Annotated in this window: 21 protein-coding genes; 12 read left to right on the plus strand and 9 right to left on the minus strand. The window is 35.1% G+C overall.

Annotation, left to right across the window (positions count from 1 at the left end; genetic code table 11):
* Positions 1 to 5 precede the first annotated feature (5 nt).
* The 3 genes from YQ22_RS09155 to YQ22_RS09165 all read left to right on the plus strand — a co-directional run bounded on the left by YQ22_RS09155 (position 6) and on the right by YQ22_RS09165 (position 4,430).
* Positions 6 to 1,559 (plus strand): hypothetical protein, encoded by a 1,554-nt coding sequence (locus YQ22_RS09155; RefSeq protein ID WP_071340953.1) that lies wholly within the window; start codon positions 6 to 8, stop codon positions 1,557 to 1,559.
* Positions 1,560 to 1,606: 47 nt separating this feature from the next.
* Entirely contained in the window at positions 1,607 to 2,680 is a 1,074-nt protein-coding gene (locus YQ22_RS09160; RefSeq protein WP_071340954.1) for a PA0069 family radical SAM protein, read from the plus strand.
* Positions 2,681 to 2,996: 316 nt separating this feature from the next.
* A complete protein-coding gene (locus YQ22_RS09165; protein WP_071340955.1) occupies positions 2,997 to 4,430 on the plus strand; it encodes a glycosyltransferase in 1,434 nt (477 codons plus the stop codon).
* 83 nt (positions 4,431 to 4,513) lie between these two features.
* On the opposite strand, the gene YQ22_RS09170 is transcribed toward YQ22_RS09165, so the two are convergent.
* The 3 genes from YQ22_RS09170 to YQ22_RS09180 all read right to left on the minus strand — a co-directional run bounded on the left by YQ22_RS09170 (position 4,514) and on the right by YQ22_RS09180 (position 6,417).
* Positions 4,514 to 5,191 carry an HD domain-containing protein gene (locus YQ22_RS09170; protein WP_058104418.1) on the minus strand — a complete coding sequence of 226 codons (678 nt, stop codon included), beginning with the start codon at positions 5,189 to 5,191 and terminating at the stop codon, positions 4,514 to 4,516.
* The gene (locus YQ22_RS09175; RefSeq protein ID WP_317038729.1) at positions 5,188 to 5,772 is read right to left on the minus strand and encodes a lysophospholipid acyltransferase family protein; all 585 of its coding nucleotides are present in this window, start codon (positions 5,770 to 5,772) and stop codon (positions 5,188 to 5,190) included. Before YQ22_RS09175 ends, YQ22_RS09170 begins: the two co-directional genes overlap by 4 nt.
* Before the next feature lie 234 nt (positions 5,773 to 6,006).
* On the minus strand, positions 6,007 to 6,417 hold the full coding sequence (locus YQ22_RS09180) for a BrxA/BrxB family bacilliredoxin (protein WP_058104416.1): 411 nt from the start codon (positions 6,415 to 6,417) through the stop codon (positions 6,007 to 6,009).
* 130 nt (positions 6,418 to 6,547) lie between these two features.
* On the opposite strand from YQ22_RS09180, the gene YQ22_RS09185 reads away from it, so the two are divergent.
* From YQ22_RS09185 to YQ22_RS09200, 4 genes are all read left to right on the plus strand, one after another.
* Positions 6,548 to 7,288 (plus strand): TerB family tellurite resistance protein, encoded by a 741-nt coding sequence (locus YQ22_RS09185; protein ID WP_071340957.1) that lies wholly within the window; start codon positions 6,548 to 6,550, stop codon positions 7,286 to 7,288.
* A gap of 25 nt (positions 7,289 to 7,313) precedes the next feature.
* The gene (locus YQ22_RS09190) at positions 7,314 to 7,898 is read left to right on the plus strand and encodes a HupE/UreJ family protein (protein WP_071340958.1); all 585 of its coding nucleotides are present in this window, start codon (positions 7,314 to 7,316) and stop codon (positions 7,896 to 7,898) included.
* An 85-nt stretch (positions 7,899 to 7,983) separates the two neighbouring features.
* The gene (locus YQ22_RS09195) at positions 7,984 to 8,421 is read left to right on the plus strand and encodes a deoxycytidylate deaminase (RefSeq protein WP_058104413.1); all 438 of its coding nucleotides are present in this window, start codon (positions 7,984 to 7,986) and stop codon (positions 8,419 to 8,421) included.
* Positions 8,422 to 8,435: 14 nt separating this feature from the next.
* On the plus strand, positions 8,436 to 10,061 hold the full coding sequence (locus YQ22_RS09200) for a S41 family peptidase (RefSeq protein WP_071342551.1): 1,626 nt from the start codon (positions 8,436 to 8,438) through the stop codon (positions 10,059 to 10,061).
* On the opposite strand, the gene YQ22_RS09205 is transcribed toward YQ22_RS09200, so the two are convergent.
* On the minus strand, positions 10,058 to 10,261 hold the full coding sequence (locus YQ22_RS09205) for a hypothetical protein (RefSeq protein WP_058104412.1): 204 nt from the start codon (positions 10,259 to 10,261) through the stop codon (positions 10,058 to 10,060). The genes YQ22_RS09200 and YQ22_RS09205 overlap by 4 nt on opposite strands.
* A 38-nt stretch (positions 10,262 to 10,299) precedes the next feature.
* Complete coding sequence (locus YQ22_RS09210) at positions 10,300 to 10,878, minus strand: MarC family protein (RefSeq protein ID WP_058104411.1); 579 nt, start codon at positions 10,876 to 10,878, stop codon at positions 10,300 to 10,302.
* A 115-nt stretch (positions 10,879 to 10,993) separates the two neighbouring features.
* Here YQ22_RS09210 and YQ22_RS09215 point away from each other — a divergent pair, with 115 nt between their 5' ends.
* The gene (locus YQ22_RS09215) at positions 10,994 to 11,563 is read left to right on the plus strand and encodes a DUF3109 family protein (protein ID WP_071340959.1); all 570 of its coding nucleotides are present in this window, start codon (positions 10,994 to 10,996) and stop codon (positions 11,561 to 11,563) included.
* Here YQ22_RS09215 and YQ22_RS09220 read toward each other — a convergent pair.
* On the minus strand, positions 11,556 to 13,391 hold the full coding sequence (locus YQ22_RS09220; protein WP_083414221.1) for a tetratricopeptide repeat protein: 1,836 nt from the start codon (positions 13,389 to 13,391) through the stop codon (positions 11,556 to 11,558). The genes YQ22_RS09215 and YQ22_RS09220 overlap by 8 nt on opposite strands.
* A 146-nt stretch (positions 13,392 to 13,537) precedes the next feature.
* Positions 13,538 to 14,272 (minus strand): LytR/AlgR family response regulator transcription factor, encoded by a 735-nt coding sequence (locus YQ22_RS09225; protein WP_058104409.1) that lies wholly within the window; start codon positions 14,270 to 14,272, stop codon positions 13,538 to 13,540.
* Positions 14,273 to 14,577: 305 nt separating this feature from the next.
* Between YQ22_RS09225 and YQ22_RS19195 the strand changes: the two genes are divergently transcribed.
* The gene (locus YQ22_RS19195) at positions 14,578 to 14,718 is read left to right on the plus strand and encodes a hypothetical protein (RefSeq protein WP_198033528.1); all 141 of its coding nucleotides are present in this window, start codon (positions 14,578 to 14,580) and stop codon (positions 14,716 to 14,718) included.
* 13 nt (positions 14,719 to 14,731) lie between these two features.
* Here the strand turns inward: YQ22_RS19195 and YQ22_RS19200 are convergent, their stop codons facing one another.
* Positions 14,732 to 14,902, minus strand: coding sequence for a hypothetical protein (locus tag YQ22_RS19200; protein ID WP_198033529.1), 171 nt, complete (start codon positions 14,900 to 14,902; stop codon positions 14,732 to 14,734).
* 101 nt (positions 14,903 to 15,003) lie between these two features.
* Between YQ22_RS19200 and YQ22_RS09235 the strand changes: the two genes are divergently transcribed.
* The 3 genes from YQ22_RS09235 (at position 15,004) to YQ22_RS09245 (ending at position 19,378) form a co-directional block, all read left to right on the plus strand.
* Positions 15,004 to 15,297: a hypothetical protein gene (locus YQ22_RS09235; RefSeq protein ID WP_071340962.1), complete on the plus strand. Its 294-nt coding sequence runs from the start codon at positions 15,004 to 15,006 to the stop codon at positions 15,295 to 15,297.
* A gap of 491 nt (positions 15,298 to 15,788) precedes the next feature.
* Complete coding sequence (locus tag YQ22_RS09240) at positions 15,789 to 16,775, plus strand: ribonucleotide-diphosphate reductase subunit beta (protein ID WP_058104406.1); 987 nt, start codon at positions 15,789 to 15,791, stop codon at positions 16,773 to 16,775.
* 122 nt (positions 16,776 to 16,897) lie between these two features.
* The gene (locus YQ22_RS09245; RefSeq protein WP_071340963.1) at positions 16,898 to 19,378 is read left to right on the plus strand and encodes a ribonucleoside-diphosphate reductase subunit alpha; all 2,481 of its coding nucleotides are present in this window, start codon (positions 16,898 to 16,900) and stop codon (positions 19,376 to 19,378) included.
* A gap of 558 nt (positions 19,379 to 19,936) precedes the next feature.
* Here the strand turns inward: YQ22_RS09245 and YQ22_RS09250 are convergent.
* On the minus strand, positions 19,937 to 20,860 hold the full coding sequence (locus tag YQ22_RS09250; protein WP_071340964.1) for a hydroxypyruvate isomerase family protein: 924 nt from the start codon (positions 20,858 to 20,860) through the stop codon (positions 19,937 to 19,939).
* Positions 20,861 to 20,862 lie beyond the last annotated feature (2 nt).

Genomic DNA, 20,862 nt, shown 5'->3' on the forward strand with positions numbered 1-20,862 from the left:
TGGTTATGTTAAAACGTAGCGTATTCTTATTTTTGTTCATTACCAATGTAATAGCTTCTTTAGCCCAAGAAGAATTGGTGACCTATACCATTGGGGAAAAATTTCATGACAAGTACAGATATTCCAATATGCTGGCAATTGCTGATGACGGCAATGAAGGTACCGTTGTGGTACGAGCATATTATACCGGTATAGTTTTAAAGCCCAAAGGTTATTTTATTGAACATTACAATAAAGATCTTGAGTTGGTTTCTGAGTATAATTATAAGCTTAAGGGTGCTAATTTTATAGATGCCTATGTACGTAATGGGCAGGTTTATCTATTATTCTTGGAGTATAATTATAATAACAGAAGCTATCAATACGAAGTACATAGGAGTCCGTTTTCCCAATTTCAATTTACCAAAGAGACCATTTTATCCATTGCTTCTGAACCTGTAGAGCAACCTTTGGATAGAAATTTCTATAACCGAAATTTTTCATCGGGTTTTACAACTTCCATTTTGTTTAATGATGATAATTCGGCATTCGCAATAACTACGCATTATAAAAAGAGAAAAGTTGACCAGCATACCATCTATGCCTTTAATGCCAATTTGAATAAGCTTTTTGAGCATGATTTCTCTGATGAGGTAGAAGAAAAAAATTACGCTTTTGAAAACGTAGTTTTTTCAAAAGATATGCAAAATGTGTATTTGGTAGGTAAGGCATACTTTAAGAAGAAACGCTTTAACGCTACGGAACGTAAATTTCAGTATGAAATGGTAAGGGTTTCCAGTAGCGGAAGAAGTTTACAGTCTTTTTATACCCCAGGGAAATTTCCAGAGGCATTAAAACCTATATTTAAAGGAGGTGAATTACTGTGTATAGGATTTTATGCGGATAGAAAAGATAATAGGTATAACGGCATTTCCTATTTTAATTTAGACCCTATGTCGCTTACTTTAAAGACAGAAAAATTCAATGCCTTCTCTGAACAGTTTATGTTGGATAAATTTGGAAGGGAAGATGATAAGGCCATTAAAAACTTGGTGTTTAAAGGGATGGATATCACATCTGAAGGTAATATCCTGTTCAACGCAGAAGAATACTTTACCAGTAACAGCGTACAATCGAATTCAAGCGGTGGTAGGGTAATGGTTACTAGGTATCATCATAACGATATTATTAGTGCAAAACTTAGCGCCACTGGTGACTTAGTCTGGGCAAGAAATATAAACAAAACAGAAGTGACGCAAGGTGATGGTGCTTATGCTTCTTACAGTGCCTACACTAAGAATAATAACACGTATTTCTTTATAAGCACATCAGCTGAAAATCCACAGCAATTAAGTGATGACCGTATTATGTTTAAGCAAGGTTTGAGTAGAAATAGAAATGTATTTTTAATTCGTTTGGATGAAAACGGACATATGAAGTATAATAAGGTTATTGATGATACTGAAGCACGTTTGCCGTTAATGGTTTCTGCACCATATATTAATCGTCAAAAAGATGAATTAATGTTCTATGCCAAAAGGGGAACAAAAAAGCAACTGGTTCAAGTAGGTGTTAAATAAAATTGTAATTAGGATTTAATCCATAATTTTGGATTAAATCCTAATTAATGAAATCAAACTTTTCTATAAAAGGTAGAGGCGCCCAAAAGAATACCTTAAATAAGTTTTCAGCATACAACTACGAAACCAGGGACGATTTTCTTGAATTTTGCCGTCTTGAAGGTGAAATTGCCGATAACAATAAGACCCAATACATACCAGTTTACCCAAAATCAATAGTAAATAAGGTAACTAGCCCAGATGTGGGTATGAGTTATTCTATGAACATGTACCAAGGTTGTGAGCATGGTTGTATTTACTGTTATGCTAGAAATGCACATGAATTTTGGGGCTATAGTGCAGGTTTGGATTTTGAACGTAAGATTTTAGTAAAGCATAATGCGCCAAAATTGTTAGAAGAGAAATTAAAAAGTAAAAGTTGGAAGGCATGTACCATTGTGCTTTCAGGAAATACAGATTGCTACCAACCTGCTGAACAAGAGTTTCAATTAACCCGTAAATGCTTAGAGATTTTCTTGAAATACAAGCATCCAGTGGGAATTATTACTAAGAATGCATTGATTTTGCGCGATTTGGATATTCTAAGGAAATTAAACGAGCATGGTTTAATTGGTGTAAACATATCGGTTACATCTTTATCTGAAGAAACCAGAGGGATATTAGAACCAAGGACTACCACCATTAAAAAGAGGTTAGAGGCTATTAAAGTTTTATCTGACAATGGCATTCCGGTAAATGCTATGTTGGCTCCGATCATACCTGGCATCAATAGTCATGAAATTTTAAATTTAGCTAAGACAGTTGCGCACCATGGGGCATTGTCAATGGCTTTTACCGTGGTTAGATTAAATGGAGCCATTGGTCATATTTTTACCGATTGGATTCACAAAACACTTCCGAATAAAGCAGACAAGGTTTTGCACCAAATTGAGGAGTGTCATGGAGGAAGTTTAAATGATAGCAGATTTGGTATCCGAAGTAAAGGAGAAGGTAAAATTGCTACTCAAATTCATGATATGGTCAGTTTGGCAAAACGAAGCTATTTTAAAAACAGCACTTTCCCAAAATTAAATACTGATTTGCACGCATCATATAAAGATGGTCAATTGAAATTATTTTAAAATTTTTCTGCAATTGTTGAAAATCCCAAGGAAAATATAATTAGATAAAAATGCTAATGTTTTTTACATCAATTGGCTTGAAATGTTTTTAATTTATCTGAAATGGATTTTTCCCAAATAAATGGTATAACCACATGAAAATGAGTAAAATATTGTTATTAAGTCAAAAATTTATGGTTTTAAATTAGTGTACTTAGTAAAAAAATCGTGGTAAAGTTTAGGTTAAAAAAAATCTTTAAAAACTTTTGTTAAAATAAGATCTAAAAGATGATTCTAAGCGTAGATAGGGAGAATGAAATAAATATTAGAACCATTTATGAAAACCAAGAACACTACCATAAAAAATATGAAAACCGTAAACAACAAAACCGAAGAGAAAACTAAGAAGTCTTTCTTTTCCAAAATTGCCAACCAAATAGAAAATGCCAATGCATGGGGTGTTTTTGTAATGGGCAGCACATTTGTATTAATGTTTGGATCTGCTTATTTGGCTTATATATTACAGAGCGATTTTTCAGACTTACATTTAGAGCGCAGAAGTAGCTTAATAGGATTTATTTTTATGATCGTTGCTGCGGCCTTCTTTGTATTCAAGTTAAGTTTTTTCATCTATACGTTTGTCCGTTTTTTAAAGTACAAGGCTATACCTTCAGTTTCAGATGATGAACTGCCTACGGTAACCGTTATTGTACCGGCATATAATGAAGGAAAACAAGTTTGGGCCACCTTAAAAAGTTTGGCAGATAGTGACTACCCTGAGGATAAAGTGCAATTATTGGCAATTGATGATGGTAGTAAAGATGACACTTGGAACTGGATGCAAGAGGCAAAAAAAGAATTAGGTGACAGGGTTTCAATTTGTCAGCAGCCTAAGAATATGGGTAAACGTCATGCACTTTACAGAGGCTTTAAAGAAGGCACAGGTGAAATTTTCGTTACTGTGGACAGTGACTCTATAGTAGACCCAGATACTTTAAGAAATTTAGTTAGTCCGTTCATCGTTGATGAAAATTGTGGTGCGGTTGCAGGTAATATTCGTGTTTTAAATAACAAGAAGGAGATTTTACCTAAAATGTTAGATGTAAGTTTTGCACTTAGTTTTGAGTTTGTACGTTCTTCTGAAAGTACTTTAAATTCAGTTTTATGTACTCCAGGAGCTTTAGCAGCTTATAGAGCTACTGCGGTATTTGGTTGCTTAGATGAGTGGATCAACCAAACCTTTATGGGGCAGCCTTCTGATATTGGTGAAGATAGAGCTATGACCAATATGATCTTAAAGCAAGGTTTCCACGTATTGTTTCAAAGAAATGCTTTTGCTTATACCAATGTTCCTGAAAAATACAAGGGTCTGTATAAGATGTTCATTAGATGGGGTAGAAGTAATGTTCGTGAGAATATTCAAATGTCTAAATATGTATTTACGAACTTTAGAAAAGGATCAAAAGCAGGTACTAGATTATTATTCTTTAGCCAGTTCTCAAGAATTGTATTGTGTTACCCATTTGTACTGTTCATGTTAGTTTTTGTTTTCACGCATCCGTTGTTGTTCTTAAGCTCAACGTTCTTAAGTATTTTGGTACTGTCAACATTCCCGGTAATATTTTACGCAAAAAGATATACGTTCTCAGAGTCTTTCTGGGCATATTCTTACAGTGTTCTATATACTTTTGGTCTGTTCTGGATTACCCCTTATGCTATTGCAACGGCAAGTAGAAGAGGTTGGTTAACAAGAGAGTTGCCGCAGAAATAAATAATACAGAAAATATAAAGGGTCTCAATTGAAATTGAGACCCTTTTTTTATGACTTAAAATATAGATATGATTCGGTAATGGCTAGCTTAAATTTTTAAGAGGACTCCACTCTTGGTAAAATTGTTCTAGAAAGTCTATCATATATTGGTGTCTTTGCTGGGCCAATCGCTTTCCGGTTGCGGTGTTCATTTTGTCTTTAAGTAACAATAGTTTTTCGTAGAAGTGATTTAGAGTAGGCGCTTTTGACTTTTTATACTCCTCTTTACTCATTTCCAAGTTAGGAGGTATACTTGGGTCATAAAGGGCTCTATTTTTAAACCCACCATAATTAAAGGCCCTTGCAATACCTATGGCGCCAATAGCATCTAAGCGATCGGCATCTTGTACTACCTGAAGTTCTTTTGACGTAAATAATTTTTTCTTCATTTTACCATCATTTAGACCAGCCTTAAAAGAACTATATTTAATGATATTGGTGACGTGGTTAATGGTTCTTTTGGGAACTTTTAGACTTAACAAAAAGTTCTCTGCCATCTTTGGCCCTAAAGATTCATCACCATCATTAAATTTGGCGTCTGCAATATCATGAAGTAAGGCACCAAGGCTTACCACCAATAAATTTACGTCTTCCTCTTTAGCAATAAGCATGGTATTATTGAAAACACGTTCAATATGGAACCAATCATGACCTCCCTCGGCATTTTTTAGTGTTTCTTTGACGAAAATGATAGTTTCTTCTACGATTTCTGAGTTGGTCATTTAAAGGAGTTTATACCGCTTACTACGGATGCTTCAATTTGTGTTATTAGTTCATCAAGATTACCCTTGTTCTCTATGGGTTGTTGTACCTCTAAACGTACCTTGGAACCTAATCCCATAGGAAATTGACCGAATCTCACCAGCTTCCATGAATTATTGATGCTTATGGGAACGATCAAAGCTGAAGGCGCTTTTTTAAGAAGCATTTTAAGTCCCATAGGTTTAAACGGCTTTGGGTGCCCATCCCTACTTCTGGTACCTTCAGGAAAAATTACCGCACTTCTATTATGTTTTTCAATGTACGATCCAAGTTTGCCTATCTCCATAATAGCGGATTTCCCATCCTTTCTATCTATAAGAACAGAACCACCATGAACAAGATTGAAGGAAACGCTTGGTATACCTTTACCCAATTCTTTTTTACTGACAAACTTTGGGTGGTGTTTGCGCATGTACCAAATCAACGGGGGTATGTCATACATACTTTGGTGATTGGTTACAATTATTAAAGGCCTGTTTGTAGGAAGATCGTATTTGTTGGTAAATTTATACGTAGTGCCTAAAATATTAGTGCTTCGCATTAAAAAGAAATTAAGCTTGCTAACAACAGGCTTTAGTCCATTATACCCAAAAACTTTAAAACCAAACCATTGAATGGGGTGAAAAATAAGAAGACATAGCCCAAAAGCTATGAAAAAAAAGGGGGTTATTATAAATGAAAGCAGTTTCTGCATCTTACAAAAATAAAAAACCGCTCAATTAGAGCGGTTTTTTAATACTATTATTTTACTTAAATAGAGTCTAAGACCATAGTTTTAGCAAAACTCGTCATAAGCTTGTGCTAAATTTTGAGCGATCATTTCTGCTGGTCTACCTTCAATATGGTGACGTTCGATCATGTGAACCAATTCTCCATTTTTGAACAAAGCCATTGATGGCGATGATGGAGGAAAAGGGATCATTAGATTTCTTGCTGCATCAACCGCTTCTTTATCAACACCGGCAAATACCGTTACGGCATGATCAGGTCTTTTACTGTTCTGCAAGCTCATTTTGGCCGCAGGTCTTGCATTGGCAGCTGCGCAACCACAAACAGAGTTTACAACAACTAAAGTTGTTCCTTCTTTGTTAATGGCATCGGTAACTGCATCTGCAGTATATAATTCTTCAAATCCGGCAGAGGCCAGATCATCTCTCATTGGTTTAACTAATTCCGCAGGGTACATATTCTTAATTTTTTAATTAATTGTTACAAAGATAATCAATTAGTCGTAGGACTGCTTTATACCTTAACGTTTCATTGGCCATACTTTCTATTCGTAATATTTTATCTTTGGCAAAATTGAGCATACGAAAATGATTAAATGGTTAGGGGCCGTAATTGGTTTTTCTTTTAGAGGGTTATCTGGAGCAATTTTAGGCTTCTTTGCCGGCAGTATAATAGATAACTTTTTTGGGTCTAGTAAGGGCAGTGCACGTAGCGTTTTTGAAGATTATACCAGACCAAATGTTACGGCTGCAGATTTTGAATTGAACTTGTTGTCTTTATGTTCTATAGTTATAAAGGCAGACGGACAAGTAAGCCAATCAGAAATGGACTATGTACGTCAGTACTTTGTGAGCACTTATGGGAAGGATAAGGCAAATGCCATTTTTAGGAGATTCAATGAAATCAATAAAAAAGGGCAGATATCCGCACAAAACGTGTGTACATTTTTGGCACAACGTACCCGCTATGAGGTTAGATTGCAATTATTACATTTTTTATTTGGTATAGCACAATCAGATGGCAACATTAGTAATCCTGAAATTCAAAAAATAAGGGAAATTGCAGGTTACCTTAGAGTATCATTGAACGAGTTTGAAAGTATTAAAGCCATGTTCGTGAAATCTGCTAACAATGCTTATAAAATTCTTGATGTGCCTAAAACTGCCACTGATTCCGAGGTGAAAAAGGCGTACAGGCAAATGGCAAAAAAATACCATCCGGATAGGGTCAATACTCAAGATGAAGCTATTAAGAAAGGTGCTGAAGAGAAATTTAAACAAGTACAAGAGGCTTACGAAACTATACAAAAGGAACGCGGATTGAATTAGTTTGAACAGATAATATAAAAGTGCAATGCAAGAATTTTGGTTTTATATAAAATTAGGTTTGCAACATGTATTGGATATCAATGCATATGACCATATCCTTTTTTTGACGGCGCTGGCGCTGCCATTTACCTTTAAAAGCTGGAAAAACGTATTATGGTTGGCAACCGTTTTTACGGTAACCCACTGTTTAGCTTTGGTTTTCTCGGTTTATGAGATTATGGTAGTAGATGCTACTTGGATAGAGTTTTTAATACCTGTAACCATTTTAGCAACAGCGTTGTTCAATATAGTAGATGTAATGTTGCTTAAAGAAAATAGAACAATTTGGTTTCATATGTTGGCAACAGGTTTTTTTGGTCTGGTTCATGGTTTTGGCTTTTCCAACTACTTTAAGATGATGATTATGGGTGAAGAAGATAAGCTTGCACCTTTACTGGGTTTTGCCGGTGGAATAGAATTATCTCAAGTGGTTATTGTTTTGTTGGTATTGGTCCTAGCTTTTGTTGTCCAAACACTAATGAATGTAAAACAGCGTGTTTTTATATTGGTAGGCAGTATTGTTGTGATACTGATAACCTTACCGTTGTTATATGAAACATTTCCTTTTTAGATTGTTAAAGTTTAGCCTAACATAATGTTGTTACTGTTCAAAGCAGGTAACTTAGGGTTATGCGCTTTTATAAAGCTCACCGTTCATGAAAAAAGAAAAACAATTAAAATACGATAGGGCCTATTTAAGAATGGCCACGGAATGGGGAAAATTATCGTCATGTAAAAGAAAACAAGTAGGTGCAATTATCGTCAAGGATAGAATGATCATATCTGATGGTTATAACGGTACCCCTACCGGTTTTGAAAATTATTGTGAAGATGAAGATGGGTATACCAAGTGGTATGTTTTGCATGCAGAGGCCAATGCCATTCTTAAGGTTGCCAGTTCAACACAATCCTGCCAAGGGGCTACTTTGTACATTACTTTATCTCCCTGTAGAGAATGTAGTAAACTAATTCATCAGTCTGGCATTAAACGTGTAGTGTATCAAGTTGGTTATAAAGATGATTCGGGATTAAAATTTTTAGAGAAAGCTGGGGTTGAAATAGAACATATGCCAGAAATAAATGTGACAAACTAACGTTAACACTAATGATGAACAAAAAGTACAGTGCTCTTTTTCCTTTAATTATCGCTTCTGCTCTTGCATTAGGGTTTTTTATTGGTGGAAAACTGAATTTTAATGATTCTCCCGAAAGACTATTCTCTACCAATTCTAAAAAAGATAAATTAAACAGACTTATAGATTACATTGATTACGAATACGTAGACGATGTAAATACAGATAGTATAGTCGATGTTACCGTGAATAGTATCCTAGAAAAATTAGATCCCCATTCGGTCTATATTTCAGAAAAGGAAATGTCTAGCGTAGCAGATAATATGAAAGGTGATTTTGTTGGTATAGGCATTAATTTTTACTCTTATCATGATACCATTGCAGTAATCAAAACCGTTAAGGATGGTCCTAGCCATGCAAAGGGAATTTTACCTGGCGATCGTATTTTAATGGCTGATGAAGACACACTTTATGGTCATGATTTTCCTAGCGAAATTATTGTGGACAAGCTAAAAGGTAAAGAAGGTACTTCGGTTGACCTTACTGTCTTTAGAAAGTCTGAAAATAGAACGTTTAATGTTAAAGTAAAACGTGGTATAGTGCCTTTAAAAAGTGTAGATGCCTTCTACATGCTAACAAAGGATATGGGCTATATTAAAGTGAATCGTTTTGCTGAGTCTACCTATAAAGAATTTAAAGATGCTTTAGGAAAATTACAAAAACGTGGTGCCCGCAAGTTGGTTCTTGATCTAAGGGATAATCCAGGCGGTTATTTGGGTATGGCAGAAGAAATGGCGGACGAGTTCTTGGAAGATGGTAAACTGATCTTGTTTACTAAGAATAAGAAGGGAAAGATCAGTAAAAGTTTCGCAACTGACGAAGGTAGTTTTGAAGATAAGCCTATTTATGTTTTGATCAACGAAAGATCAGCTTCGGCTAGTGAAATTGTTGCCGGCGCGTTACAAGATAATGATATAGGTACCATTGTTGGTCGTCGTTCTTTTGGTAAAGGTTTGGTACAGCGAGAAATGGCTTTAGGCGATGGTTCTGCAGTTAGACTGACCGTTTCTAGATATTACACCCCAACGGGTAGAAGTATTCAGAAAACGTACGCAAATGGCACTAAAGATTACTATCAACGTTTTACCGACAGATACCATAGTGGCGAAATGATTTCGGTTGATAGCATAAAAGTGGCAGATTCATTGAAATTTGTAACCCCTAAGGGAAAAGTGGTCTATGGTGGTGGCGGAATAATTCCGGATGTCTTTGTGCCTATCGGTTCAAATGAGGAAGAGGCAGTGGATAGTATGGATAATTTGGGCTTTATTTCATTTTTTGTATTTGAACATTTAGATGAAGATCGTGAACGGTATGCCCAGTATACCCAAGAGGAGTTCGTGAACGATTTTAAGGTTGATGATATCCTTTTTGAAAAGTTTGTGGAGTATTCGGTAGATAGAAACCTAAGAATGAACTTCTATGAGCATGAGAATAGCATTAAACTGTTCTTAAAGGCTAATATTGCAGAACAACTGTTCAATACAAATATACATGCCAAAATTAAGGCAGATGAGGACTTAATGCTGCAGAAAGTATTGGAGTTAGATGGTGGTGGTATTGAACAGCAAGAGTCTGGCGCAATTAAGACCTACAACTAATCTTGGTTCATCTTATCCTGAATCTTCTTGCTGGTTACAAATACCAAAAGTAGTACTATAGCACATAAAGATGCCATAATACCGATCAATGCAATGGTACTGTTCTTTTCAAAAGGATCTGCAAAATTTACCAATGTGACATTATAGGCAATTAAAGCAATTGCAATAACTATGAATATAATGGATAACGTCTTGCTCATATAATCTTGTTTTTATAAAAGTACAACCTTCTAACGGTCTAGAAAAGTTGATTAATGTTAGCGGCGAATAATTTAACGGCGATGGCCATAAGAATTACCCCAAAAACCTTTCTAATTACATTAACACCATTTTTGCCTAGCATTTTTTCGATCTTGCCCGATGATTTCAATACTATGAACACGAATATAATATTGACGATAATGGCAACGATTATATTTTCTACATAATATTCGGCTCTTAAAGAAAGTAAAGAGGTCAATGTACCGGCACCCGCAATTAATGGGAAGGCAATGGGTACAACAGATGCACTCTCTGGTTCGTCATCCTTGTATAGGGTAATGCCTAAAATCATCTCAATAGCCAAAAAGAAAATAATAAAAGCTCCCGCAACGGCAAATGAATTTACATCAATACCGATCAAGTTCAATATCTCCTCACCAAGGAACAAAAAGGCTACCATGATCACGGCAGCTACAACAGAAGCTTTTTCAGATTGTATGTGCCCAACCTTTTTACGTAACCCTATGATAATGGGTATACTGCCTAAAATATCTATTACGGCAAATAGAACCATGCTAGCTGTAGCAATCTCCCTTAAGTTAAAATGAAATTCCATCTTTCAAATTTTTTGCAAATTTACGTTTTATGTATGCATTTGGATCTTTATTCTTAAAATAATCTATCTCAAAGACTTTTTTAAAATATGTATCTTGCGGCCTTTAAACTAAGCCATGTTTCAATTAGGGAAAACCATAGTATCCGAGGAAATAATAGAGAATGATTTCGTTTGTAATCTTAGCGCCTGTAAGGGTGGTTGTTGCGTAGACGGAGAGGCAGGTGCTCCCGTAGAGGATAATGAAACGGAAATTATGGTAGATATCTATTCAAAAATAAAACCTTTTCTAAGACCTGAGGGAATTTCGGTTATTGAAAAAGAAGGAGCTTTTGTAAAGGGAGAAGATGGTGAATGGGAAACTCCGTTAGTAAACGGTAGTGAGTGTGCCTACGTAATTTTTGATGAAAAAAAAGTTGCCAAATGTGGTATTGAAAAGGCTTATAACCTAGGTGTGATCAACTGGAAAAAACCGGTTTCATGTCATTTATACCCTATAAGAGTTCGTGAGTACACAGAATTGACTGCGGTTAATTACCATAAATGGCATATTTGTGACCCTGCTTGTGCCTTGGGTGAAGAATTAAAAGTGCCCATTTATAAGTTTGTGAAAGAAGCGTTGATCAGAAAATTTGGTGAGGCTTGGTATAAAGAGTTGGAAGAGGTAGCTACGGACCATCTTAAATAGTAGGTATATAAATTACGATTTGTGTGCCGATCGGATTTGTATCATCATCAAATTTGTCAATGATATCAACGTGGAAATAGTTTTCATAGTCACGGGAGAAATTTGCCAAACGCTCTTTGGTAATATCGATGCCAACAGATTTTCTTTTAAGTACTTTACTGTCTTTTATTCGCTCTGCAGCATCTCTACCTACGCCATTATCGGTTATAACTATCTCTATAAAGCCGTTTTTACCTTTTTTTACTTCTAAGTCAATATTTTTGGCACCCTCCTTTGAAGATAGTCCGTGCCATAATGCATTTTCTAGAAACGGTTGTAGAATTAGCGATGGAATTTTAATGTTATGAATATCAATGTCGTCTTTTATATGGACGTTGAAGTTGATTTCATTAGAAAACCTAATGTTCTCTATGTTCATATAAAGCTCAACAGTTTCTAGTTCCTCTGCCATAGAAATCTCGCGTTGGGAAGATGCCTCTAGTATTTTTCTTACCAGTTTTGAAAATTTGTTGAGGTAATGAACGGCATTTTTCTTCTCATTGTTTATAATATATAATTTAATTGAGTTCAGTGAATTGAATAAAAAATGTGGATTCATTTGGCTCCGAAGCATACTTTGTTCCAATGTTAATAGCTTTTTATCTGCATTCAATTGGCTCTGGCGATAGAGAATGTATAAAATACCTATCAATAGTATAAGTGATATACCTATGATAATCAACATGGTCTTATTTTTCTTCAACTTTAAACGAACAGATTCATTCTCTTCTGCAAGACGTTCTAGTTGATTGGCCCTCATTTCAGATTCATATCGCAGAATCATATCATTCACATACCTAAGGTTGAGTGAGCTGGTTATGCGTTCTTCATATTTTTTAAAATCTTTATAGTAACGCATTCCCTTTTGGTAATCGTCACGTTTGATCCATAGTTCAGACAGAAATTTATTTGCTTCTGCTATTTCCGCGTTCAATTTGTTCGTTTTTGCCAATGTTAAACCAGATTCTAAATTGGTTTCTGCGGCATTATAATCCCCTAAACGAATAAAGGCCCAGCCAAGGTTTATGTAAATGGTAGTAATGAGTTTATTGTCATCTAAGGAAATTGCTTTCAACAAATTTGATTGTAGCATGTCTATAGCTTCCTGAATTTTACCTTGATGGACATATACATGGGCAATGTTGTAGTTACACGTTATTTTGCCCTTATTAGAGTCCATAATCTCATAATAAACAAGGGATTTTCTGAAGTTTTTTAAAGCGGGCTCCAATTTGCCTTGGGCTTCATAACATTCGCCCAGGCTTTTATGGTTAATGGCCAAGCCCAACTTATCGTCCAATTCTTTTTCAAGAATCATCAATCTCTCGTACTTTTCTATGGCCAGGTCATACTGCTCAAGCATTTGATAGGTTGCTCCTATATTATTTAAAGACGCTATAATGCTCTTTTTGAGTCCGTCGCTGGGTGTAGCTACAGTTTCAGCCAATTCAAGTGCATTTTGACTATAGTCCAATGAAGACTTAATGGCTTCTGTCCTTGAATATACACTGCTGATCATATTTAGGCTGTAGACCCTAAATTCTATATTGTTTGCTTCAACCGATAATTGGAGTGCGTCTTGGTATAAGGCTAAGGCTTCTTGGTATAGTGCTTGATCACGGTACAATGAACCAAGTTGATTGAGCGCATATACTTGTCCTAAAACATACTTTTTGGTAATTGACCTTTCTTGAATATAACGAAGCGATGTGCTATCATTACTGTATGGTTTTAGAATATCATCAATTTCTTTATGGGTTTCTGGTACTACCGTCAAAAGACTGTCCATGTTTTCCTTTAAAACAGTAGATATGTCTTGCGAGTAACCGTGAAAAGACAGCACTAAAGCATAGAGAAGTAAGAATGGAATTTTATACCTAATGTTGTACACTATTATTTTAGAAAAGCTTTGAAATGGTTTTTACGGTTGTTGACTTACAACATGTCTAAAAAATCTGATTTTTTTTGTCTGGAAACAGGTATTTTATGGTTGGACTTTAATACCACGTAACCATCTGTCTTCAAGAATTCCTTTATTTTATTTAAATTAATGATGTATGAATTATGAATTCTGAAAAAAGAATCGGAAGGTAGTAATTCATTTACCTCTTTCAATTTTTTGGTTAACACTATTTTTTGACCATCTGTTAAAAAAATGGTGCTGTAGTTACCATCAGATTCTGCGTATAATATTTCATCGCTTTCTAGAAATAACAATTTGCCGTCGGTATTTAAAGTAATACGCTTATGTATGGCTCTTGAATTATAGTTTAAAAGCACCATTTCCAATTTCTCGACAGAAAAATTGTTATTGTTGAATTTTTTGATCTTTGCAATGGTTTCTTCCAAATCATCGGTATCGATCGGTTTTAATAGATAATCTAGAGCCTGACTCTTAATGGCCTTTAAGGCATATTGGTTATAGGCGGTAGTTATGACAACAGGAAAATTTTTGTTGGTCAGTTTTCTAATGAATTGAAAACCGTCCATTGTGGGCATTTCTATATCTAAAAATAGGCAGTCTGGCGTGTGTTTTTCTAAGTAGGTAAGTGCTTCATTTGGATTGGTAAATGAGGCAATTACGTTGATTTCATCACTAAAATTAGTGAGCTCCCACGTTAAGCTTTGCAGTGCTTTTATTTCATCATCAACAATTACAGCTTGTAGCATAAGGTTAGGGTATCAAGTTAGAAAGTTATGAAAAATTAAGTTTTTGTATGGTTATTGAATGCTATTTTGTGTCAATGGATCTAATTTTAGTGTAATCGGTATATTTTGACTAGGTGCCGATTATTTGGATTTATAAACACAAAAAGAAAGAAAAATACTACAAATTATATTTATGAAAATTCTTTTGAATTTTTCATGTTCCGATTATACATAAAAGAGTGCAGATTATACAAAATAGGTGTTTGCTGTTTCAGCTTAAAATTACCTTTAGCCTAGATTTTCAGTATATTATAAATGAAATTGAAATGAGAAAATGCGGTTATATGTTGGCATTTTTTATTGTAATCTTATTGATTGCATCTCATTTTATGGAAGATGAAGAGTCAATTAATGAGGGATTGGAAGTAGCTATTGAACTAAAACAAAATAAAGTGATCAGGCCATAATTCAAAAACTCAACTAATGATCATGAAGAATAGTTTTCGGTTTGTTGGTAAATTTTTGAAGTTGGTTTGCTTTGGTATTGTGCCATTTATGATATTGAGTGGTGGGTCTAAAGTTGGGGTTACTAATGATAAATTGGACGATGGTACTTGTAGTATTAGCATCATTGGCAGTACTAATTTGCATATAGACGGTTTTGCATCGTTTAAGAGAATTACTGAACATGATAACTTTGGAAATATTGCAGATAAATTAGTGTTGAGTTTTCTGACTGTGATACTAATAAGATGCATAATCTGGAGATTGTTATCGCATCGACCAATACAGACGACGTTGGTGTTTCGGTCGGTAAACATAAAATTAAAAACATTCATTGTCTGATCAATAGGTTCAGTGGTGTATATGGTTTTGCCGATTTAAGTGAGGTAGGTGAACTGCCTTTCTTTGTGAAATCTGGTGATGTTATAATAAAGGAAAGTATTTCTAATAAAGTTGATGGAAATTTAGAAGTACAATTAGAAAATGCTAACGGAGAATCTTTGAATGTCAAGGGCTCTTTCAATGCACTAATAAAAGTTTAAAAATAGTACGGTTCTTTATAAGGTAGTGTATGTTGCCTTATATCTAATGTTTGAGCGCCATATAGTATAAATACGATTAGTCGTATGATTACATTCTAAGAAAAGGTTTCGGGGGAACTACCTTTATTAGTTTTGGTGGGCATTTTTCATAATAGAAGCATTAGTGGGGCCGTACATTTTTTATGGAATACACTTACCTGTTTTACCTCTTTTTATAATCTAGTTTTAATAAACCATTGAGTATGGTTTTTTATACTTTTTGGTTTAAAAAATTCATGTTTAAAGTTTACCTAAAATTAACGCTAAGCCCTTATTTCGCAAAGGTTAATGAACACTAGGAGTACAGGTACATTTCAACACACGGTGTTAAAAACTTTGTGGTCAAAATACCTAAACTAACTTTATATTTTCAATGCAATTTTAAATCTTTGTTAGTACCTTCAGAGAAGAAAACTATTTCTTTTTCACTACTAATTTTAAATCTAAATTATATGTCCGCAGCTTTAGAGCCTATTTTGGAGCCAAATGATGATCGCTTTGTTATTTTTCCTATTAAACATGATGATTTATGGGAATGGTATAAAAAATGTGAGGCTTGTTTTTGGACAGCGGAGGAGATTGATCTTCATGAAGATTTAAATGATTGGAATAACAAACTGAATGATGACGAGCGTTATTTTATAAAACATATTCTTGCATTTTTTGCAGCTTCCGATGGTATTGTTAATGAGAATTTGGCTGAAAACTTTGTGAGTGAGGTTCAATATGCCGAAGCAAAGTTCTTTTACGGATTTCAAATAATGATGGAGAATATTCATTCTGAAACCTATTCGCTTTTGATAGATACTTATGTAAAAGATGAAAAGGAAAAGAATGTTCTTTTCAAAGCTTTGGAAAATTTTCCAGCAATAAAGAAAAAAGCAGATTGGGCCTTAAATTGGATCGAGTCGCCAAGTTTTGCAGAACGATTAATTGCTTTTGCAGCAGTAGAAGGTATATTTTTCTCCGGTGCCTTCTGTTCCATATTCTGGTTAAAAAAAAGGGGCTTAATGCCAGGTCTAACTTTTTCTAACGAACTTATATCAAGAGATGAAGGCATGCATTGTGATTATGCGGTTCACCTGCATAACAAGCATTTAATGAATAAAGTGCCAAAAGAACGTATTACTCAAATTTTGACCAATGCCCTGGATATTGAGCGAGAGTTTATTACAGAGTCGTTACCGGTTAGTTTAATTGGAATGAACTCTAAATTAATGACGCAGTATTTGGAATTTGTAACAGATAGGTTATTAGTTGAACTTGAATGTGATAGAGTGTACAATGCCTCCAATCCATTTGATTTTATGGATATGATTTCTTTACAAGGTAAAACCAACTTCTTTGAAAAACGTGTTTCTGAATATCAGAAAGCAGGCGTTTTGAACAAGGATAAAGATGATGATTCCCAGAAAATTAGCTTTGATGCTGATTTCTAATTAATGTAGTGCACAATTTTATCAATAGAAGTATACGGGAAAATTGTGTCATCATTTAAAATGTTAAAATTTTAACATTAATAACGTAAATATAATATTAACCCTTAATTGTTTGTAGCCAAATGTTCGTAGTTAAAAGAGATGGAAGAAAAGAAGTGGTCATGTTTGATAAGATCACCGCACGTGTACGTAAGTTATGTTATGGTCTAAATGGTCTTGTTGATCCGCTAAAGGTAGCTATGCGGGTAATAGAAGGTCTTTACGATGGTGTAACTACATCTGAGTTAGATAATCTAGCTGCGGAAATAGCGGCAACAATGACTACCACACACCCAGATTATGCAAAATTGGCTGCACGTATATCTGTATCTAACCTACATAAGAATACTAAAAAATCGTTCTCACAAACCATGAACGACCTATATACTTATGTAAACCCTAGAACTGGTAAAAAGGCTCCTTTATTATCAGATGAGGTTCATAAGGTAATTGCTGAAAATTCAGAAAGATTAGATTCTACGATCATCTATAATAGAGATTTTAGCTATGACTATTTTGGCTTTAAGACTTTAGAGCGTTCTTACTTATTAAAGATCAATGGTAAAATTGCAGAACGACCACAACACATGCTAATGCGAGTATCTGTAGGTATACATTTAAATGACCTTGATGCTGCTATAGAAACGTATGAACTAATGTCTAAAAAATTCTTTACACATGCTACGCCAACATTGTTTAATTCAGGAACACCAAAGCCTCAAATGTCATCATGTTTTCTTTTGGCTATGAAAGATGACAGTATTGATGGTATTTATGATACTTTAAAACAGACCGCCAAAATTTCCCAATCTGCAGGAGGTATAGGTTTATCTATACATAACATTAGAGCAACTGGGTCTTATATAGCAGGTACAAACGGTACATCAAATGGTATAGTGCCCATGCTACAAGTGTTTAATGATACTGCTCGCTATGTAGATCAAGGTGGTGGTAAACGTAAAGGTAGTTTTGCAATATATCTTGAGCCTTGGCATGCCGATATTTTTGAATTTTTAGACCTAAAAAAGAACCATGGTAAGGAAGAAATGCGTGCAAGGGATTTGTTTTATGCCATGTGGATTTCAGATTTGTTCATGAGAAGGGTAGAAGCCAATGAAGATTGGACTTTAATGTGTCCTAATGAATGTCCAGATTTGTTTAATAGACATAGTGATGAGTTTGAAAAACTTTATTTACAATATGAAGCTGAGGGTAAAGGGCGCAAAACTGTCAAGGCGCGGGAACTTTGGGAAAAAATATTAGAATCGCAGATAGAAACCGGCACACCGTATATGTTGTATAAAGATGCGGCCAACCGTAAGAGCAATCAAAAGAATCTTGGAACCATACGTTCATCAAACCTTTGTACCGAAATCATGGAATTTACCTCGCCAGATGAGGTAGCCGTGTGTAATTTAGCATCTATTGCGTTACCTATGTTTGTAAAAAACGGTGAGTTTGATCATAAAGAATTGTTTAAGGTAACCAAGAGAGTGACTAAAAACCTTAACAAGGTCATTGATAGAAATTACTACCCTGTTAAAGAAGCGGAGAACTCAAACATGCGTCATAGGCCTATTGGTTTGGGTGTGCAGGGTCTTGCAGATACTTTTATAATGCTGAGAATGCCTTTCACAAGTGACGATGCAAAAAAATTAAACCAAGAAATTTTTGAAACTTTATATTTTGGTGCAGTGACGGCATCAATGGAAATGGCCAAAGAAGAAGGTCCATATTCCACTTTTGAAGGTTCTCCAATGTCCAAAGGAGAATTTCAATACAATATGTGGGGAGTAAAAGATGATGAATTATCCGGTAGATGGGACTGGGTAAAACTTCGTAAAGAAGTGCAGTCCAATGGGGTAAGAAACTCTCTTTTGGTAGCACCTATGCCTACTGCTTCCACTTCGCAAATATTAGGGAACAATGAGTGTTTTGAACCTTATACATCTAACATTTATACCAGACGCGTTCTTTCAGGTGAATTTATTGTGGTCAATAAACATCTTTTAGAAGATCTTGTTGGTTTAGGTATGTGGAACGAGAGTATGAAACAAGAGCTTATGAGAGCCAATGGATCTATTCAACATATAGAAACAATACCTCAAGATATAAGGGATCTGTACAAAACGGTTTGGGAGCTCAGTATGAAAGACATTATAGATATGTCTAGACAAAGAGGTTACTTTATTGATCAGAGCCAGTCCTTGAACTTGTTTATGGAAAATGCCAATTATTCTAAACTTACCTCAATGCATTTTTATGCTTGGAAGAGTGGTTTAAAGACAGGAATGTATTATTTACGAACCAAAGCAGCTGTTGATGCAATCAAGTTTACATTGGATAACAGTAAGAAAAATGTTGTAGCTACGGATGAGGTGAAGAAGACAGAAGTTGTTACGGCAATAGACAGTGAAGTGGTTATTACAGATACAAAGGTTTCTAAAGTCGCTCCTCAAGCAGAATTGGATATAGCACCTTTGTCACCTCAGGAGATGAAAGAAATGATTGCTAGGGCTAAGGAAGGGCAGGCAGACGATGATTGCTTAATGTGTGGTTCTTAAATACCATTTTTAAAAATAACCATAAAAAAGACCCCAGATTTTGGGGTCTTTTTTACATACGGCTAAGCCGGAGGTTAAGTAAGGGGGCGTTTATTTATCGTTTGTGATATATGGCTTTAATACCGTCGTAAATACCAACGCGGCAACATATATCATTAATATTGTAATGTAGTTTTCCATAACTTAAGTAAAAGGGTATAAGCTATATACGTATTAAAAACCTGTTTGGATTACGGAAATTTAATCGTATCGTTAAAAAGACTGTGATACATTAATCTTACAGCGTTTTTAAAGTTGAACCATTTGTAGGTTAGTTTCATTTGAAATAGCTCAAATGAATTGGACCTTATCTTCTTATAGATATAAAAAGATAATTTTGAAGCCAGTAATAAACCGGCATAGACGAGTATTGCTTGTAGGTATTGGGACATATACAAAAGAACGAATTAGTAAGTTAATTCTTACAAAGTCGATATGTATTTCATCGAATAAATATTATTTTTCGATGAAATACATTCAGTTCTTCTTTTTACTAGTCAGTCATAGTGTTGCTGAACCCTATTTAAAGCTATCTACTTTTTTATATGCTTCAATAACGGCGAGTTCACCTTCTTTGCCCTCTCTAGAGTTTCCATGTTCCATGCCTAAAATACCATCATAACCCTGCTCATGAATCCATTTGAATACGTTGCCATAGTTTATTTCGCCAGTTGTGGGTTCTTTTCTACCGGGGTTATCTCCAATTTGTATATAGGCTATTTCAGACCAAGAAGCTTCCATATTGAGTATTAAATTGCCTTCTTGTATTTGTTGGTGGTAGATATCGAACAATATCTTACATGAAGGTGAATCAACTGCTCTACATATTTCATAGGCTTGGGGCGAATCCGTTAGGAATAACCCTGGATGATCCCTGAAATTTAAAGGTTCCAAAACCATTGCAATATTATGTGGTTCCAGTAAAGCTGATGCCTGTCTAAGACTTTCAATAACGTTGGCAGTCTGGTAGCCCATTTTTAGTTTCAAATCTAAATGTCCGGGTACTACTGTCATCCATTTGGCGTTCACCCGCTTGGCAACCGCTATAGAGTTTTTAATATCATTTAAGAACTCTGCTCTTTTTGTCTTATCCCCAGACGCCAGATTAGGGGTTTTCCAATGTATTTCATGTGCTACGAAGACGCCCATCTCCAAACCACGTTCTTTCATGGTTTTTACCATCTTCTCTTGCAGTTCAATAGGTCGTTTACGCATTTCATTATCTTCGAATGCGGTATAACCTTGATTGGCCATAAAGTTTAATTGGTCAATAGGATCTTCACCTGCGAGGTTTTTGAACATCCCTAAATGGGGAGCATATTTTAGGTTGTATTTATGAACTTTTGGTTTCTGGTTCATAGAATTTGCATAAGCTAAACTGCTAGCTAATGAAATGGCCCCTGTGGTCAAGGCGGACTTTTGAATGAAATTTCTTCTTTTCATAA

This window comes from Maribacter sp. 1_2014MBL_MicDiv, from assembly GCF_001865655.1.
GTDB lineage: Bacteria > Bacteroidota > Bacteroidia > Flavobacteriales > Flavobacteriaceae > Maribacter > Maribacter dokdonensis.

Bases quoted from the DNA above. Each gene is read 5' to 3' on its own strand.
- YQ22_RS09155 (WP_071340953.1), top strand. From the start codon at position 6: ATGTTAAAACGTAGCGTATTCTTATTTTTGTTCATTACCAATGTAATA.
- YQ22_RS09200 (WP_071342551.1), top strand. From the start codon at position 8,436: ATGAACAAAAAGTACAGTGCTCTTTTTCCTTTAATTATCGCTTCTGCT.
- YQ22_RS09235 (WP_071340962.1), top strand. From the start codon at position 15,004: ATGCATAATCTGGAGATTGTTATCGCATCGACCAATACAGACGACGTT.
- YQ22_RS09170 (WP_058104418.1), bottom strand. From the start codon at position 5,191: ATGACCAACTCAGAAATCGTAGAAGAAACTATCATTTTCGTCAAAGAA.
- YQ22_RS09175 (WP_317038729.1), bottom strand. From the start codon at position 5,772: ATGCGAAGCACTAATATTTTAGGCACTACGTATAAATTTACCAACAAA.
- YQ22_RS19200 (WP_198033529.1), bottom strand. From the start codon at position 14,902: ATGCAAATTAGTACTGCCAATGATGCTAATACTACAAGTACCATCGTC.
- YQ22_RS09220 (WP_083414221.1), bottom strand. From the start codon at position 13,391: ATGGACAGTCTTTTGACGGTAGTACCAGAAACCCATAAAGAAATTGAT.
- YQ22_RS09185 (WP_071340957.1), top strand. From the start codon at position 6,548: ATGATTAAATGGTTAGGGGCCGTAATTGGTTTTTCTTTTAGAGGGTTA.
- YQ22_RS09190 (WP_071340958.1), top strand. From the start codon at position 7,314: ATGCAAGAATTTTGGTTTTATATAAAATTAGGTTTGCAACATGTATTG.
- YQ22_RS09245 (WP_071340963.1), top strand. From the start codon at position 16,898: ATGTTCGTAGTTAAAAGAGATGGAAGAAAAGAAGTGGTCATGTTTGAT.
- YQ22_RS09240 (WP_058104406.1), top strand. From the start codon at position 15,789: ATGTCCGCAGCTTTAGAGCCTATTTTGGAGCCAAATGATGATCGCTTT.
- YQ22_RS09160 (WP_071340954.1), top strand. From the start codon at position 1,607: ATGAAATCAAACTTTTCTATAAAAGGTAGAGGCGCCCAAAAGAATACC.
- YQ22_RS09250 (WP_071340964.1), bottom strand. From the start codon at position 20,860: ATGAAAAGAAGAAATTTCATTCAAAAGTCCGCCTTGACCACAGGGGCC.
- YQ22_RS09180 (WP_058104416.1), bottom strand. From the start codon at position 6,417: ATGTACCCTGCGGAATTAGTTAAACCAATGAGAGATGATCTGGCCTCT.
- YQ22_RS09215 (WP_071340959.1), top strand. From the start codon at position 10,994: ATGTTTCAATTAGGGAAAACCATAGTATCCGAGGAAATAATAGAGAAT.
- YQ22_RS09165 (WP_071340955.1), top strand. From the start codon at position 2,997: ATGAAAACCAAGAACACTACCATAAAAAATATGAAAACCGTAAACAAC.
- YQ22_RS09210 (WP_058104411.1), bottom strand. From the start codon at position 10,878: ATGGAATTTCATTTTAACTTAAGGGAGATTGCTACAGCTAGCATGGTT.
- YQ22_RS09195 (WP_058104413.1), top strand. From the start codon at position 7,984: ATGAAAAAAGAAAAACAATTAAAATACGATAGGGCCTATTTAAGAATG.
- YQ22_RS19195 (WP_198033528.1), top strand. From the start codon at position 14,578: ATGAGAAAATGCGGTTATATGTTGGCATTTTTTATTGTAATCTTATTG.
- YQ22_RS09205 (WP_058104412.1), bottom strand. From the start codon at position 10,261: ATGAGCAAGACGTTATCCATTATATTCATAGTTATTGCAATTGCTTTA.
- YQ22_RS09225 (WP_058104409.1), bottom strand. From the start codon at position 14,272: ATGCTACAAGCTGTAATTGTTGATGATGAAATAAAAGCACTGCAAAGC.